The 16,900-nt window shown below is 36.6% G+C and carries 13 protein-coding genes and 1 pseudogene; 9 read left to right on the top strand and 5 right to left on the bottom strand.

Annotated features, from left to right (window positions below; translation table 11 throughout):
• Nucleotides 1-74 precede the first annotated feature (74 nt).
• From ald to ACFQ3N_RS11330, 7 genes and pseudogenes are all read left to right on the top strand, one after another.
• Entirely contained in the window at nucleotides 75-1,211 is a 1,137-nt protein-coding gene (gene ald / locus ACFQ3N_RS11360; RefSeq protein WP_390362486.1) for an alanine dehydrogenase, read from the top strand.
• 43 nt (nucleotides 1,212-1,254) lie between these two features.
• Nucleotides 1,255-2,610, top strand: coding sequence for an aminotransferase (locus ACFQ3N_RS11355; protein ID WP_390362484.1), 1,356 nt, complete (start codon nucleotides 1,255-1,257; stop codon nucleotides 2,608-2,610).
• 43 nt (nucleotides 2,611-2,653) lie between these two features.
• Nucleotides 2,654-3,589, top strand: coding sequence for a selenium metabolism-associated LysR family transcriptional regulator (locus ACFQ3N_RS11350; protein ID WP_390362482.1), 936 nt, complete (start codon nucleotides 2,654-2,656; stop codon nucleotides 3,587-3,589).
• A gap of 72 nt (nucleotides 3,590-3,661) precedes the next feature.
• Entirely contained in the window at nucleotides 3,662-5,437 is a 1,776-nt protein-coding gene (gene xsc / locus ACFQ3N_RS11345) for a sulfoacetaldehyde acetyltransferase (protein ID WP_390362480.1), read from the top strand.
• A gap of 626 nt (nucleotides 5,438-6,063) precedes the next feature.
• Nucleotides 6,064-6,516: a MarR family winged helix-turn-helix transcriptional regulator gene (locus ACFQ3N_RS11340; protein ID WP_390362478.1), complete on the top strand. Its 453-nt coding sequence runs from the start codon at nucleotides 6,064-6,066 to the stop codon at nucleotides 6,514-6,516.
• Between the two features lie 25 nt (nucleotides 6,517-6,541).
• Complete coding sequence (locus ACFQ3N_RS11335; RefSeq protein ID WP_390362476.1) at nucleotides 6,542-7,060, top strand: GNAT family N-acetyltransferase; 519 nt, start codon at nucleotides 6,542-6,544, stop codon at nucleotides 7,058-7,060.
• 23 nt (nucleotides 7,061-7,083) lie between these two features.
• Nucleotides 7,084-7,715: pseudogene (locus ACFQ3N_RS11330) on the top strand (FMN-binding negative transcriptional regulator).
• Between the two features lie 199 nt (nucleotides 7,716-7,914).
• Here ACFQ3N_RS11330 and ACFQ3N_RS11325 read toward each other — a convergent pair.
• The gene (locus ACFQ3N_RS11325; RefSeq protein ID WP_390362474.1) at nucleotides 7,915-8,973 is read right to left on the bottom strand and encodes a YeiH family protein; all 1,059 of its coding nucleotides are present in this window, start codon (nucleotides 8,971-8,973) and stop codon (nucleotides 7,915-7,917) included.
• 207 nt (nucleotides 8,974-9,180) lie between these two features.
• On the bottom strand, nucleotides 9,181-9,831 hold the full coding sequence (locus ACFQ3N_RS11320) for a prenyltransferase (RefSeq protein WP_390362472.1): 651 nt from the start codon (nucleotides 9,829-9,831) through the stop codon (nucleotides 9,181-9,183).
• A 169-nt stretch (nucleotides 9,832-10,000) separates the two neighbouring features.
• On the opposite strand from ACFQ3N_RS11320, the gene ACFQ3N_RS11315 reads away from it, so the two are divergent.
• Nucleotides 10,001-10,171, top strand: coding sequence for a hypothetical protein (locus tag ACFQ3N_RS11315; protein WP_390362470.1), 171 nt, complete (start codon nucleotides 10,001-10,003; stop codon nucleotides 10,169-10,171).
• Nucleotides 10,172-10,769: 598 nt separating this feature from the next.
• A complete protein-coding gene (locus ACFQ3N_RS11310) occupies nucleotides 10,770-12,287 on the top strand; it encodes an SAP domain-containing protein (protein WP_390362468.1) in 1,518 nt (505 codons plus the stop codon).
• 573 nt (nucleotides 12,288-12,860) lie between these two features.
• On the opposite strand, the gene ACFQ3N_RS11305 is transcribed toward ACFQ3N_RS11310, so the two are convergent.
• From ACFQ3N_RS11305 to ACFQ3N_RS11295, 3 genes are read right to left on the bottom strand one after another with little or no spacing between them, the layout of a single operon-like run.
• Entirely contained in the window at nucleotides 12,861-14,147 is a 1,287-nt protein-coding gene (locus tag ACFQ3N_RS11305; RefSeq protein WP_390362466.1) for a M20 family metallo-hydrolase, read from the bottom strand.
• Between the two features lie 59 nt (nucleotides 14,148-14,206).
• Complete coding sequence (locus ACFQ3N_RS11300; RefSeq protein ID WP_390362464.1) at nucleotides 14,207-16,012, bottom strand: sodium:solute symporter family protein; 1,806 nt, start codon at nucleotides 16,010-16,012, stop codon at nucleotides 14,207-14,209.
• Nucleotides 16,013-16,015: 3 nt separating this feature from the next.
• Nucleotides 16,016-16,891 (bottom strand): alpha/beta fold hydrolase, encoded by an 876-nt coding sequence (locus ACFQ3N_RS11295; RefSeq protein WP_390362462.1) that lies wholly within the window; start codon nucleotides 16,889-16,891, stop codon nucleotides 16,016-16,018.
• Nucleotides 16,892-16,900 lie beyond the last annotated feature (9 nt).

Genomic DNA, 16,900 nt, shown 5'->3' with positions numbered 1-16,900 from the left:
TAACTGGTACGGACGTCGAGACCTATCATACGAAAGTTAGGCTCATTATTGTTGAAGAGAATGGAGTGATGGTAATGATTATTGGGGTTCCTCGTGAAGTTAAGAACAATGAACATCGGGTTGCCTTAACCCCCTCTGGCGTTACAACTTTTGTGAAGGCTGGCCATCGTGTGGTGGTGGAAAGCTTAGCTGGTAATGAAAGTGGTTTTAAAGATGATGAATATATAACGACAGGTGCTGAGATTGTATCCACTGCTGAAGAAGCATGGGCTGCAGAAATGGTGATGAAGGTGAAAGAGCCGCAACCTGAAGAATTTGACTATCTAAGAGAAGGCTTAATTTTGTTTACGTATCTTCATTTAGCTGCTGAAGAAGAGTTGACGAGAAAGTTAGTGGAGAAAAAGGTGACCGCAATTGCATATGAAACGATCCAGAATAATGATGGATCATTACCACTGTTAGCTCCCATGAGTGAAATTGCCGGCAGAATGTCTGTACAAATTGGAGCTCAGTTTTTAGAGAAATCTAAGGGGGGAAAAGGGATCCTGCTTAGTGGTGTACCAGGAGTTAGGCCGGGAAATGTTGTCATCATTGGTGGTGGTGCTGTAGGAACAAATGCAGCGAAAATGGCGATCGGTCTTAGAGCGCAAGTGACCATTATTGATATCAATGCAAATCGTCTTCGTGAATTGGATGATTTGTTCGGGGGAACAGTTACCACTTTAATGTCAAACCCGCTAACTATACAAGAAGCTGTGAAACACGCAGATCTATTAATTGGTGCTGTCTTGATTCCAGGTGCTAAAGCTCCACAATTAGTTTCTGAGGATATGGTAAGGAAAATGTCAACAGGATCTGTCATTGTTGACGTTGCAGTTGATCAAGGGGGATCGATTGAAACAATTGATCAAATAACTACACATGATGATCCGATTTACCTGAAACATGATGTATTGCATTATGCTGTTGCAAATATGCCTGGTAGCGTGTCACGAACAGCAACACTATCATTGACGAACCATACAATTCAGTACGGTGTGTTACTTGCGAATAAAGGTTTACAAAAGGCTGTTGAAGCCAGCGAGGCATTTGCCAAAGGCGTGAATACACATGATGGGTTTGTAACGTACGAAACAATAGCCAATACGCACAATATTTCCTATAAATCGTTGTCTTCTATTATTACAAGTAATCCAGTTTCTACTTATTAAGCATGGCATTGCAGTAAGAATAATATGAAATGGGGGAAAAGGTATGAAGGCAGAAGTTGAAATGGGCAATGTCGTCAATAAGACACCATCCCGCTTATGGAATGCAATGCACCGTTACAACCCGGATGCTGAGCAAACAGTAGCAGTGTCCGGTGAGGGATCATGGTTCACAGATGAGAACGGGAAAAAATATCTTGATGGTGTATCAGGATTGTGGTGTTTAAATCTTGGTTATGGGCGTCAGGAAATTGTAGATGCAGCCGCAGAACAAATGAAAAAGCTTTCCTATTTTCCGTTAACAATGAGTCACCAACCTGCAATCGACTTAGCGGATAAAATTAGTGATTTGTTAGGTGCGAACTATCAAACTTTCTTTTCCAATAGTGGTTCAGAGGCAAATGAAACAGCCTTTAAAGTGGTACGTCAATATCACCATCAAACAGGAAATCCCGGAAAATATAAATTCATTTCCCGTTATCGTGGTTATCATGGTTCGACACTTGGAGCTTTAAGTGCAACCGCACAAGCAAATCGCCGTGTTAAGTATGATCCAGGTGTGCCAGGATTTTTACATGTGTACCCGCCATATAGCTACCGATCAATATTTGGTGGAGAAGCTGAAGAGTCTGATTTAAAAGCTGCCCAAATGCTTGAGGAAATGATTAATTGGGAAGGCGAGGAGACCGTTGCGGCTTTCATCATGGAACCATTTATTTCAGGTGGTGGCGTCATTGTTCCTTCTACTAAATATATTCAACGTGTTACAGACATTTGCAAAAAACACAACGTATTACTAATTATGGATGAAGTCGTTTCTGGATACGGTCGAACAGGTAAAATGTTTGGTTTCATGCATGCAGAAGGCGTTCAACCTGACATTGTTACCATGGCAAAAGGATTAACTAGTGGATATCTACCACTAGGAGCTACCGCTGTTAAATCGGAAATTTATGACGCGTTTACGAAAGAGGGAAAAGATAATCACCTCAGGCATGTCTCTACGTATGGAGGACATCCAGCGGCATGTGCTGTTGCTCTGAAAAATATTGAAATTATTGAACGGGAAAACATTGTAGAACGCGTACGTAATTTAGGTAAAAAGAAATTGGGTAAACTTCATCAGCTAATCGGACATGAAAATGTTGGGGAAGTTAGACAAATTGGGTTTTTGTTGGGCTTGGAAATGGTAGCTGATAAACGTTCAAAAATACCGCTTAACGAGTTGAAAATGGCTGGAATTATTGGCAAGTGTAAACAAGAAGGCTTAATAATTGGGAAGAATGGTGACACAGTACCAGGTCAAAATAACGTCCTTATTGTGGCTCCACCATTAACAAGTACAGAGGATGATTTGGACTTTATTGTGGAAACACTGAGCACTGTTATTCGTAGTCTCTAAAATAAACCTGATTCAGACTGGGTCAGATGGGAAGGTTATTTAGATGAATTACGATCGATTAAAAACATTTATTGCAGTAGCTGAAAAAAAGAGCTTTTCTGAAGCGGCAAAGATATTGTATGTAACCCAGCCAACGATCACATCGCAAGTAAAGGCGCTGGAAGAAGAACTGAACACGAAGTTATTTGAGCGAACAACGAAAAAAGTAGAGATGACACAGTCTGCACATATTTTATTAAAATATGTCAGAGAAATTGTTCGCTTAACTGACTCCGCACAAAAAGAGATTTTACAAAATGAAAACACGGTTCACGGTGATTTAAGTATGGGATGCAGTCTAACGATTGGAGAATATATACTTCCTGAATTTCTTAGACAATTCATAGATTCATATCCGCTCATTCAGATAAGTGTTAAGATCGCGAATTCGAGTGAAGTCGTAGAAAAACTTAAAGATCAATTAATTGATGTTGGGTTAATTGAAACACCAATAGAGGATCCGCAAATTGTTTTAGAACCGATTTTGGAGGACGAATTAATTCTGATAGCTGCACCCGACTATTTTTCTACTAAAGAGGTAAAAATTTCGCTTCATCAACTTAAAAAGATACCGCTTATTGTTAGGGAAAAAGGATCCGGTACACGAGCTGTGGTGGATAAATATTTAACACAGAATAGACTTTCGGTTGATGATTTAAATGTGGTGATGGAATTAGGTAGTACGGAGTCAATTAAAGCGGCAGTTGAATCTGGGTTAGGCGTATCCATTATTTCTAAAAGTGCGATCAAGAAAGAGCAAAGGTTAAAATTGCTGAGGACATATCCGATCGATGATGTATCTCTTTATCGTTCTTTCTACATCGCATTTCGTAAAGATCATATCTTAAAATCGACAACTGAATTATTTTTGGAAGCGTTACGAAGCCTTATTCAGGAAAAAGAATCCTGCAATCTAATCCATCTGCCAACAGGTAATTAAGGGAAAGAGATACATGTTTAGACAACTATTTTTTGGTAGATAAGCCAAATTTTCTAAAGGAGGAATTTTGCAATGACAAGACAACAAACAGAAGTGAGAAAAGTAACGAATCAAAAAATGAAAATGACCCCAAGTGAGGCAATCGTTGAAACCCTTGTAGCAGAAAATATTAAAGAAGTTTATGGTATCGTTGGCTCGGCATTTATGGATATGTTAGATCTGTTCCCAACAGCTGGCATACGGTTCTTACCTGTACGCCATGAACAAAGTGCTGGACACATGGCAGATGCGTATACACGTGTCTCGGGTGTAGCTGGGGTTATTGTTGGCCAGAACGGCCCGGGAATTACCAATATGGTAACATCAGTTGCAGCTGCAAACCAAGCACATACACCAATGGTCGTTATTTCTCCTTCCGCTGGGACACCTACCATTGGATGGGATGGTTTCCAGGAGGCGAATCAGGTATCTATTTTTGAAGACATTACAAAAGAGACTGTGCGGGTCACCCATAAAAGCCGTGTAGCCGATTGTTTGCGCACCGCTTTTCGGATTGCTTATGCAGAGCGTGGACCAGTATTATTCGATATTCCACGTGACCTTTTTTATGGAGAGTTAGAAGATCAAATTCTTGAACCACACCAATACCGTGCTGATAAAAGAGGTGCCGGAGACCCTGCATCCATTCGGAATGCTGTCGAGCTTCTTAAAAATGCCGAATATCCCGTTATCATATCAGGTCGTGGAGCGGTTGATGCAGACGGAGTTGATACAGTCAGGAAAATAGCGGAACATCTAACAGCGCCTGTAGCTGTATCCTATATGCACAATGATGCATTTCCGGCAGATCATCCACTTGCAGTTGGTCCGATTGGCTACATGGGATCCAAAGCTGCCATGCATACGTTAAAGAAAGCAGATGTTGTTCTAGCAATTGGAACGAGACTATCTGTATTTGGAACATTACCTTGTTATGATATCGACTATTTCCCGAAGAACGCCAAAATCATTCAAGTCGACATTAACCCGCGTCAAATCGCGCGAACACATCCAGTAGCAGTTGGAATTATTGGAGATGCAAAGGCAAGCAGTGATGAAATTTATAATCAATTAAAAGCTGCATATGCTTCACCAGAGAAAAAACGAGAACGCTTGGAAGAAGTTAGCACGTTGAAAGACGAATGGGATCAAGAATTAGTTGAATTAGCTATGGAAGATGGTAATCCAATCAATCCACGACGTGCACTGTTAGAATTAACAAAAGCATTGCCTGAGGACACAATTGTCTCATCCGATATTGGAAACGTATCATCAACTGCTAATGCGTATTTAAAATTTAACCAGACTAGACGCCACATTGCCGCGCTCACATTTGGTAATACAGGATTTGCATATCCGGCAGCACTTGGAGCCCAATTAGCAGAGCCAGATTCACCAGTTGTAGCAATCATCGGTGATGGCGCATGGGGAATGAGCTTACACGAAGTTAGTACTGCAGTAGAACAAGGTATTCCTGTCATTGCCTGTGTGTTTAACAACAAATCATGGGCCGCTGAGAAGAAGAACCAAGTAGACTATTACGACGATCGTTACGTTGGATCTGATATTGATGCACCTGATTTCGCTGAAGTAGCAAAATCAATGGGTGCACTAGGGTATACAATTGAAAAGCCAGAAGATATAGGCCCAGTAGTAAAGGAGGTATTAGCAAAACGAAAGCCAGCAGTCCTCAACATTTTTGTCGATGGTACACAGCTTGCACCACCATTTAGAAAAGACGCATTAAAAATGCCAAAACGGTTCTTAGATAAATATAAGCATTTAGATTACGATGAATGGAAAAAGTAATTTTCAATTTAAACTTTTTTTACTACTGAAAATAAGACCGGGCATAAAGTTAACGGGTTCCGAAACAATCACACACATTAAGAATGTAATAGAAAATGACCATCAATTTGTATGCTAATTTGATGGCCATTTTTTATTGCTATTATAGTATTTTCGGTTTATTAGTTTGGTTGCGTAATAGAAACAAACAATTAAATTGAATAGAGGAAAAATGATGAAACTCCTAACAAAAAAACGGTGGCGATTGTCAAGAAGAGCAGTCGCTTCTTGTATAAACGGGGCGAATAATAGACGAACAAATTTAAGCGGACTCCAGTGCCCTTATTTGTGTTAAAAACAGTATTTTTAAAGTCAAGTGGACTCAGAGGACCTTATTGCTTGTAAAAACGGTCTATTACTCCTAGAACTGATAAAATAAGGTCCACAGAGTCCGACAACAGCGATAAATATACATAATGAAGGGAAATAAGGTCCACTGAGTCCGCAAAAAAGTTATCCATTAATACATAGGTAGAATAGGTACTCCTTATTCATTATTTTTTGTTGCAAATGCAATAAAATTAGTGTAAATTTAGGATACCATTTTTGTTGTATTTGCAATAAAAATATAAACTAAGGAGTTTATTATGAAGGAAATTCTACGTGAAATTGGAATGATAGCAAGGGCACTCGATTCTATAAGTAATATAGAATTTAAAGAATATAACCTTACAAAAGGGCAGTATTTGTACATGGTGCGAATATGTGAAAACCCAGGAATCATTCAAGAAAAGCTGGCTGAGATGATAAAAGTAGATCGAACAACAGCGGCTCGTGCTGTAAAAAAACTTGAAACTAATGGCTTTATTGAAAAGAAAGAAGATAAACATAACAAAAAGATTAAGAAACTCTTTCCAACGGAGAAAGGAAAAAGTGTTTATCCTCTTATAAAAACAGAAAATGATTTTTCCAATACCGTTGCATTAGAGGGGTTTTCGGAAAGTGAGGAGGAAAGCCTTTTCAATCTTCTTCAAAGAGTAAGAAAAAATATAGAAAAAGACTGGGAATTTGTAAAAAAGGGAAACAAGAGAAATTATTGATTATATTAAGGAGCGACATATTAAAATGACTGTAAAAATAACAAAGTGCAATTGTCAAGATTTACAAATACTCCAAGAAATAAGTATTGAAACGTTCAAAGAAACATTCCAAGATCAGAATTCACCTGAAAATATGAAAGACTATCTGGAAAAAGCATTTAATTCAAAACAGTTGGAAACGGAATTGTCCACGATCACTTCAGAATTCTTTTTTGTTTATTCTAATAATGAAGTTGCTGGATATTTAAAGGTCAATACCAACGGTGCTCAACCTGAAGAAATGGGTGATGAATCACTTGAAATCGAGAGGATTTATATAAAGAGCAAATTTCAAAAACATGGGCTTGGTAAATATCTGTTAAATAAAGCTATGGAAATTGCAATGAAAAATAATAAAAAGAAAATCTGGCTAGGTGTATGGGAAAAGAATGAAAATGCTATTGCTTTTTATAAAAAAATAGGTTTTGTTCAAACTGGAGACCACTCTTTTTATATGGGTGATGAAGAACAAACGGACCTCATAATGATTAAAACACTCATATAACTTTTATGGAAAGGCGGATTATTATGTATATCCCTAAGCATTTTAAAGTCACAGACTTTGATGAAATCAGAGAATTTATTAAGAGAAACTCTTTTGGAACAATTGTAACGACAAAACAGGAAAATCTATTGCTACTCATTTGCCTTTGGAATTACATAACCTAGGAGATGATTACTTTATAACTGGACATATGGCTTATGCGAACCCTCAATGGAAAACGTTCGAGGATAATGATGAAAACGTCCTTGTAATGTATCAAGGTCCGCATGCTTACATTTCATCATCTTGGTATAAGTCTGAAAATGTACCAACATGGAACTATCAATCTGTCCATGTATATGGAACAGCTAGTATTATGAGTGAACAGGAATTGCAAGAAGACCTTATATTACTATTACAAAAATATGAACAAGATCGTAAGAATCCAGCTTTTTGGGAGAATCTTTCTTCCCAAACTAAAAAACAAATCAAAGGTATAGTTGGATTTAAAATTAACATACAAGAAGTCCAAGCTGCTTATAAATTAAGCCAAAATCGAAATGAAGAGGACTATCACAACATCATTGATAAACTATGTGAGGAAAAGGATTTAAATTCGAAGGCATTAGCAGAAGTGATGAAAACAGAGATTGATTTGGTTAATTCCCTACGATAGGGTACACCGTTAACTAAAGAAGCAATTGAAAATAATAGAAGAAAAATCTCAGTTCAGTTGAAACTGAGATTTTCTATTACAAATATCACTACAAATAAGATGTAAACAGATATACAATTTTAGTAACATTTTAAAGTGTAATGCTGAGTTTTGTGATAGGAAACGGAACCCGATAGCATAATGCCTGGTCCTTTCCTGGTTACACAATCAAATAAGCGAAAACAGAGAGAACGGCTGATGTAATTGTCATAGCAATCAGTGGTTTCATGGCTTTAGTACGTAAATCACTAAAGCTGACACTAAGACCAAGTCCCACCATAGCTGCAGTTAATAACCATGTTGTTAATGTATAAATACTATTAAATACCCCGTCAGACACTGGAATAGAATGGCCAAACACATAAGTACCTAAAATACTTAATACAATAAAACCAATTAAGAACCATGGAAAAGCTATTTGTGTACTTGCTTGCTTTGAGTTTTTACTTTTAGACTTCATAATATAGATCAGAATGAAACATAATGGGATGAGCAAGAAAACTCGGCCTAATTTAGCAAGTAAAGCAATAGCTAGTGCATCTTGCCCTGCAGGAGCAGCGGCAAGTGCAACGTGTGCAAGTTCATGCAAACTAATTCCCGACCATGTACCATAATCCACAGCTGATATAGGAAGTATAGGACGGACGATTGTATAGACAATTGAAAATACAGTCCCCATTAAAGCGATAATGCCGACACCTATTGCAGTATCTTCATCTTTTGCCTTTATAATTGGTGCAACAGCAGCAATTGCAGCTGCTCCACATACTCCAGTTCCGACCCCCAATAACAAGGAAATGGTTGAATTTGCTTTAAAAACTTTCGCAAGCCAAATCATCAGAAAGATTGCAAATAATATAACAAATGCATCCCGCAAAAGTAATCCTAACCCATCACTAAGTACAATATTAATATTTAATCTAAGACCATATAATATAATTGCTAATCGAAGTAATTTTTTTGAAGAGAATGTGACTCCGGCTCGTAAGGATTCTGGATAACCGAAAATTTGCCGGTAAATAATAGCGATAATAATCGCACAAGCTAACTGACCTACATATGCAAATCCAGGTATAAGAGCAAGTAATAAACCTAATAATGCAATAAAAAACGTAAACGAAACTCCAGCAATCCATTTCCATCTTTGTTTTGAAGGAGGATCTCCTTTATCATCGGTTTCTTGAGGGTTAGCTTGCATGTTTTGATTTTCTAAAGACATAAAAATAATTCCCCCCTTCCTCATCTAGATTAAGGGAATGTTAACTATAAGTAAAATAGATTATTGTAATAATTTTTATAAAAAAACGTAATGATTCCGGAATAGTTAAGAAAAGCCTAACTTTCCAGACGGAGAATAGGGTATAGCAGAGGTTATCTTCCAAAACACGAAGGTACCATTTATAAAGGAAGAAGATCATACGGCTTTTTAAATGAAAATACCTAGCCAAACTCCATTAATCATCGCAAGTATTAGTATAATTTTTTCGTACGCCGAGACTTGGTAAGGATCATCTATTTGCATTCTCAGGACTAAGAAAATGGCAGTACCCACCACAGCTAACGTTCCAATCATTGCCCAAATGCGATCGGTTCCAAGCCAGACCGCACATAATCCGACCAACGCAAAATATAAAAGGGCAGGAAGTCGACTGAACGCAGCTCCAAACTTTTCTTCCGCCCACACAACACTTGTCTGTTTGATAGGAGTAGCCATTCTATCAGCCTCTCGATCTGGTATATGATGAACCATTACCCAAGCTAAACAAAACAAGGCATTGAAGATTGCATTTTGCAGCGCCCATTCCGGTATTGAATCCAACGCCAGCCAGGCGCCGGCTAGCCCAAGCACGAAAACAGATGGAAACATAGATAGCCATTCGCCAATAAAGGGACGATAACTAAATCGAAAAGGAGGGAGCGAGTAGGAAATGGCCCCCCATATACCGATAGCGAGTAATAGCGCTATTTTAAAGTAATCAAAGATGAGTAAGCCGATAACAATCATACTAAGGGAAAAAATAAGCCATTTTCCAAGCAACCAGAGGGAAGAAGCAGAAATAATACCAGTTTGAATCACACGACTTCCCCCTGACAAAATGGCAGGGCTATTCTGATCTGTACCTGAATGATAGTCCGCGAAGTCATTTAATACATGCGTCAGTACGCCGTGAATCAAGAAGGCCCCAAACACTAATAACAGAAATATGAAGAGCAACTTATGATAACTGAACGAATAATACAAGAATATGGGAAGAATGGTAGACACAATTGTTGTAACGCTTGATGAGATTACTGCTATGGACCGTAATAGAATCCAGGTATTTTTGATGGGGGCTAGGAATGATTGGTTCATCTTGTCTAACTCCTTTTTCTATATTACTTCTATTTTAGGATATACCCTTTCTAGTGAAATATGAAGCTATAATTAAGTTAGGATTACAAGGGTTTAGCAATTATAAAAGGGGAGGACTACTGAAAAGCCCACCCCTTTAGGATTGTAGTATTATTATTCTTAATCAGGAAAAGTTTAACGGTCAAACCATCTATATGCTCTTGTAAACTGCGTCCCAAAACTGAAGTCAGAAAAAACAGACGGGTCTAAAATGTTATTTCCAGCTGGTTTAATTCCTTCTTCTACCCATGTTACAAGGTCATTAAAGGCCTCTTGTTCCTCTTCTGGAGTAAAGTCGCAGTGTCCAACTGAACGAATGACACGATATATTAGCAGATCACTATATTAATTTGGACAAGTGTTTAGGTAAAGGAAGAAATATATAATAAAATTACTAGAGTCATGCCCCTAAATTAGCTTCTAATACGATTGTAATTGTTATAAACACTTTAACTCTAATAGATAAATCAGTAACTATATCTAAAACTATAATCGAAGGAAAAATAGGTTTGGTAGCATCTTTCTGAATAAAGCCACGTATGTTTGATTTTTGTGATAATATTACTATTAAGAAGGTTTTGAAAATATGCGGTTCAATAATTAATACGAGGGGATGACGATTTATGTATTTACAGGATATCTTACCTAAAATGTCCAAACTATATCTCGGACGGATTGTTGATAGTTTCCTGAGAGACGTAAGAATGGATACTGAAGAAGAAATGCGAGAAGTAATTATAAGGAACGTCGATGAATTTCAAAATAAAGAACGAGTAAAAAGGAATCTTATTTTCAGTTCAGAAATTAGAGACATTGCACTATTAAATGAAATGATTTTACTTTCTTTAATGGAGAAGCAGGGGTATGTGTTGAGTGAAAGTGATTTATTTAAAGAAGTAGAAAAGCTGGAAACTGAAATTGTTAAGCAAAGTGCTGATGATGAGTATATGAAAACTGCGATTCCTAAAGAAGACGAAAGAATATATAGTGCAGTGTTAATGGAAGCATGGAAAAAAGATGACTCATTAAATACGCATGAAATAAATATTCTAAATGTTTTGCGTAAAGAGCTTGAGCTATCTAAAAGAGATCATTATCTATTAGAAAGCCGAATTGGTAGATTCCCTCAAAAAGGTAATAAACTTCACACCACGAAACAAATTGAGAAATCCCTAAGAAACTTGCAATCAAGAGGACTAATACTACGCTTTAGAGAAGATACGTCATATTACATTATCCCTAAGGAAATCGCTCGTGTTGTTCGTTATGAAATGGGTGGCGAATTACGAAATGAAGTTTATGAAACTTTGCTAGGTGATTTGAACGTTAATCAGCTTAAAGTAATACTAAATAACTTAAACATTTATACTGGCGGCAAGAAAAACGATTTAGTAGAGCGAATTCTCAAGCACAATATATTACCTTCCACTGCTCTGAATATATTTGGGACAAGGGATTTGTCCGATATATTAAAAAACCTTGAAGGAGCAAAAATTAGTGGTACAAAGGGAGAAAGAGTACAAAACATCATAGATTACTACGAAAATATATCCACACCTACTTTAACTGATCCAACAGATAATAGATCCAGACTTTATGATTTTTATGAGGAACTAGCTTCTAGAGATTATAAGGCGTTGCGTGTTAATAAAGTTATTGATAAAGATCTTGATGTTGAAAAATATTTTGAAGAAGCCACACGCTATTTGTTTGAGAAGAAATTAGGAATAGAACTAGTTGACATGAAAGGATCGAAACACGCTGATGGGAAGGTAAGCTATAGCTCTAAAGAAGTAATTCTATGGGATAACAAAAGTACAGAAAAACCTTACACTTTTTCAGAAGATAACTTTAATCAGTTTCTAGGCTATATTCGTTCAGATGAAATGAGAGTGACAACCTTCTTAGTTGTAGTCCACGACTATACAAAAGAGGCTGTTGCACAGGCGCAAAAACTAAAAGCTTTTTCTGAAGAAGACACCGATGTAGCACTAATTAAATCCTCAGATTTAAAATATGTAGCTGAAGAATGGAAACGTTATTCCGACCAGAAAAACCCTGAATTCAATTTACAAGTGTTTAACCTGACAGGAGAATTGACTCGTAATTTGCTTATGAGCAGAATGAGTTGGGCGATATAGGTAGGGAGGGGTAATGTGCATGAATAAGGTTAGTATGAAAAAAGATTAAATTTATTGTTAAATCGAGAATCAACTGTTTTTTAATAAGTATTTGTGAAAATAGGTTAGGTACAGTACTCTGTGTGGATTTAGTAATACAGAGTACTTCCTTCCATCCTTAACCATCCGCAACAACAACCTCTTCAAAAGCGGTGCAAAGTGTTCAGGTAACTCCTCAACCCTCGGAATCATTAGGCGTTCTTTTCCGTATATATTTTTCATCGTTTCACCTTCACGTTCGTCGACCTCTCCATCAGCGAGAAACATTCCGATGACATCGATGCCTTTTTTGCGTGCTTCTGATACGGCGAGGATATTGGTGAAGAAATTAGGGAGGAGATTGTATTTTTTCGAGGTGATTGAACAAAAATATCATAACAACTATATATTGCTAGTATAATAAAAAAGTAAGAAAGCAACCTTTTAATTAGGCTGCTTAAATAAAAATTACACTATTATCAAAAAATCAGATTGTTTTATGCTTATAAAAAAGGTTTCATATTTTTGATAAAGTAAGAGTAATGATGTTTGAATTTAATAATTTTCTATAAAATGTTTTAATACGTGGATAGAATGGATACAATTATTCAAAGAACTCCATTCATTAGGGTTGTGACTCACACCATCTTTACTTTGTACAAACAACATGGCTACTGGTACTTGTTTTCCAACAACCATAGCGTCATGTCCTGCACCACTAGGTAAAGAAATTGGAGACAATCCATTTTCTTTAATTGAAGTTGCTAACTTTTTCTGTATTAATTCTTTTATAGGAATAGGGTTAACCCTTAATCTCTCATGCCAGGTATAATGAACATTGTATTTTTTGGTAACAATTTTTAATATATCTATTATCTTGCCTACCAATTCATCTCGTGTATCTTCGTAAATATCACGAATATCAACAAAGAAGTTAACCTTTCCCGGAATAACATTTATAGCGTTTGGAAAGACTTGCATTTTTCCTACAGTTGCAACTGCAGATGAGCTTATACTTTTGGGTAATGCATTTATTTGTAATATTAAATCACTTGCTGCAACAAGTGCATCATTGCGATTATCCATAGGTGTATTACCTGCGTGATCTGCCATACCTTCAAGCTGAAATTCTAACCAGCAGGGACCAGCAATCCCTGTAACTATACCAACAGGTGATTTTGCCTTCTCTAGTATTTTCCCCTGTTCAATATGTGTTTCGATAAATAATTCTATATTATCTAGATTTCTTTTAGAATTAATAAAATTCCGTATGTTTAGCCCCCGGTTTTTTAGTACATCCCCAAAGTATAAACCATTTTGATCAACAAGTGATTTAATATTTTCTTCTTTTATTCCACCAATCATAGCTTGACTTCCATGAAGTCCTTTGTTAAATCTTGCACCCTCTTCATCAATAAAAATAACAACTTCAAATGAACGATTTGGAATAAAATTTGTGTCTTTCCAAGATTCTACAACCTCTAACGCTGCCAATACTCCTAACGGACCATCAAAATGTCCCCCATTCGGAACACTATCAAGATGTGAACCGGATAAAATAGCTTTCAAGTCAGGTTTCCTACCAGTAAGTTTACCGAAAGTATTCCCGGCATTATCTTCACTAACCTCTAGTCCTGCCTCTTCCATCCACTTTTTAACTAAGTTTTTTGCTTGATTTTCTTTATCTGAAAACCCAGGTCTATTCGAACCGCCATCCTTAGTCAAACCTATATTTGATATTGTAGTCAGTCTATTGGCTAACCGTTCACCTTTAACGCCACTATAGTTTAAACCATCATTATAATCTTTAAGTAAAAGTTCGTATAAGTTTTCTTTTTTCATTATCATTCAATCACCTTTTCAAATACAAAAGGGGGAAATCCCCCTTTATTGTTGTATCGTTAACCTATTTTTTTTGTCTCTTTATCTCTTTTTTCAATATCATTGAAAGAGACCTCGTTACGGATGTATCCAACCAATTTAATAATCATAAATACACTTACTATCAATACTACAATTGAGGTGATTAAAAAGTAAGCATCTGTTAAAAATGCTAGTGGACCAGCTAGTGGTGGAAACGCTGATTCTCCCACAGTATTCATAAAAACCCCTATTATAATTAAAACCGCCCATAAGCATGACAGAATTTTAATATCAGTTTTAGATTTTTTAATTGCTTTTTCTCCTGAAAATATCTTTTGAAAATCTGAAGACATATTTTTAGGATTATATGGCTCTAATAAGCTAAAGCCTACAAAGAATATTGATGCAACCATGCCTCCCCAGAAGACAACCGGGATTCCAAAAAAGCCTGGGCTACTTACTGCTACATTGGGGCCTCCAACAGCCATCATAAGAATAAAAGTTACTATTGAAGTAACAAGGCATCCCCAAAATGCACCCTTTTCTGTTAATCTTTTCCAAAAAACTCCTAATATAATAACAGGTGATAAAGCCGTGACCAAAATAATTTGAATTGCAACTGCAGCTGCAACAATTCCACCTGCTGAAATAAATGGGGCAAAAGACAGTGCTGATAAACAAATTAATACGGTAAATATTTTAGCAAACAACAACTGGCTTTTTGGTGTTATGTCTGGCTTAAAACTCATTACAAAGTTTTTAAGAATAACTGTACTTCCAGCATTTAAATAAGTAGAAATAGTAGACATTGCTGCTGCTGCAACGGCAGCTATAAAAAGTGCTGCTCCAAAAACTGGTAAGGTTTCTTGGGCCAAGACAACAATTATCTTATCTGTATTTTCTAAACCGGGTATAAGTACACGTCCATACATTCCTAACATAATTAAAAGTGAAATAACCAATATTTGCATTCCTAGAAAAACATAAGTACCTTTTCTTCCTTCATCGATGTTCCTAGCAGCTAACATTCTTTGTATAAATCCAAGATCTATTGGTATCCATAGTGATGTTGCAACAATAAATGCAAGTAAAGATGGTAAATAAGTTTGTCCAGGAGCTAAAGTAAAAATATCAGTAAAGCCTGCAAATAAGGATAGTTCTTTACCTTCCGCCATTAATTCGAAACCAGAAGGTCCTAAGTATTGGGAAAAGAACGAAGAGAAAGGTCCCACTTCTAAGAAGATCAGCGGAACAAATAAAGCAGTACCAAATATGATAATTAACCATTGAACAGAGTCAGTTACTACAACTGCGCGCAGTCCACCTGTGACTGTGTATATGATGGTAACAACAGCAATAATTACAATTGCCAATTTCCATGAAACACCTGTTACAACTTCCACCAATAAAGCTGCTCCAAATAAAGACATAGCTGTGACAAATAATCCCCATAGAACTTGCCAACCAGAAACAAGTAATTCTAATCGCTTACTTCCTGCAAATCGTTCTACAACAAAATCTCCAATTGTTGAGATGTTTAAGCCTCTTAATCTAAGACCTATTCTAGGGAGCAAAAGGGTTCCAATTGTCAAACTTGCGACATTCATCCAAAAAACATAGGATAGCCCTGTTGCATATGAAAAACCAGGCTGTCCCATTACCTGAGCAGTATTTGCTAATGTTGCTAGAAATGTCATAGTTAAAACAAACCAAGGTAAATTGCGACCTGCTAAAATATAATCATCAATACCAGCTAATTTTTTTGATACACGAAAACCTACCCAAAGCATAAATATCATATATACAAAAAGAGTACCTAGTATAACAATATTATCTGAACTCATGCATTAAACCCCCTGGGTTATTGGTTTCTTGTTAACAAAGTCTAGTACCTTTTGATTAAATAATTCCTGTTCTTCAATAAATGGCATATGTCCACTATTGTTAAAAATAAATAGCTCTGAATTTGGTAAAAGCTCATGAATCAGTTCTGCTTGATTTAAAGGTGTTACCCAATCATGTTTGGCGCCAATAACTAGTGTATCGGTTTTAAGTTCTTTTAACTGCTCTTTAACATCATAATTTGGAATTTCGTTAGCAAACATAAAATTAGATACATCTAATGCTGTGATCATCCTACCTCCCATTTCTGCAAAAAGATTTTCATCTTTATTATGAAAGTATAGTGGAAGCATTATCTTCCACCATTCATCTAGTTCTTCTTCATTTCTCACTCGACCTTCAAATAAATCAGGGAGTACTTTTTTTTGTTCTGCAGTAGCCATTTTATCTGCCATCGTTTGTGCTTCATCCCAAAAATCAGCACTAGGAGTAGTAGTAACTAAAATCAATTTTTTTACGCTTTTTGTATAGCGTGTAGCATATACTTGTGCCAACATTCCACCAAATGAATTACCTAATACAAAAACCTGCCCTAGACCTAAATATTTCCTTAGCTCTTCTAAGTCATCAGCCATCTGTTCAATTGAATAAGTAGTTGGGTCTGTACGCTCTGATCTTCCATTACCTCTATGATCTACATAGATCAATTGCATGTGTTTGGCCATCGGCGATAACCATGGTCTAAAATAGGTATGGTCACTCCCTGGTCCACCATGTAAAATAAAACATGCTTCTTGTTCTATCATCTTATCTCCTACAGGAACAATACTGCTACCTTCAACATCAAAAAATAACTTGGTACCGTTAATTTTGGCAAACATTATAAAACC

The sequence above is a fragment of the Virgibacillus byunsanensis genome, assembly GCF_042675965.1.
In the GTDB taxonomy this organism is placed as follows: domain Bacteria; phylum Bacillota; class Bacilli; order Bacillales; family Amphibacillaceae; genus Virgibacillus_R; species Virgibacillus_R byunsanensis.
The sequence above is the reverse complement of the archived record's forward strand: the minus strand, read 5'-3'. Positions and strand labels throughout refer to the sequence as shown.

Coding starts and splice junctions, on each gene's coding strand:
- ACFQ3N_RS11315 (WP_390362470.1), top strand. CDS start 10,001: ATGGGAAGAATGGTAGACACAATTGTTGTAACGCTTGATGAGATTACT.
- xsc (WP_390362480.1), top strand. CDS start 3,662: ATGACAAGACAACAAACAGAAGTGAGAAAAGTAACGAATCAAAAAATG.
- ACFQ3N_RS11325 (WP_390362474.1), bottom strand. CDS start 8,973: ATGTCTTTAGAAAATCAAAACATGCAAGCTAACCCTCAAGAAACCGAT.
- ACFQ3N_RS11335 (WP_390362476.1), top strand. CDS start 6,542: ATGACTGTAAAAATAACAAAGTGCAATTGTCAAGATTTACAAATACTC.
- ACFQ3N_RS11310 (WP_390362468.1), top strand. CDS start 10,770: ATGTATTTACAGGATATCTTACCTAAAATGTCCAAACTATATCTCGGA.
- ACFQ3N_RS11300 (WP_390362464.1), bottom strand. CDS start 16,012: ATGAGTTCAGATAATATTGTTATACTAGGTACTCTTTTTGTATATATG.
- ald (WP_390362486.1), top strand. CDS start 75: ATGATTATTGGGGTTCCTCGTGAAGTTAAGAACAATGAACATCGGGTT.
- ACFQ3N_RS11355 (WP_390362484.1), top strand. CDS start 1,255: ATGAAGGCAGAAGTTGAAATGGGCAATGTCGTCAATAAGACACCATCC.
- ACFQ3N_RS11305 (WP_390362466.1), bottom strand. CDS start 14,147: ATGAAAAAAGAAAACTTATACGAACTTTTACTTAAAGATTATAATGAT.
- ACFQ3N_RS11350 (WP_390362482.1), top strand. CDS start 2,654: ATGAATTACGATCGATTAAAAACATTTATTGCAGTAGCTGAAAAAAAG.
- ACFQ3N_RS11295 (WP_390362462.1), bottom strand. CDS start 16,891: ATGTTTGCCAAAATTAACGGTACCAAGTTATTTTTTGATGTTGAAGGT.
- ACFQ3N_RS11340 (WP_390362478.1), top strand. CDS start 6,064: ATGAAGGAAATTCTACGTGAAATTGGAATGATAGCAAGGGCACTCGAT.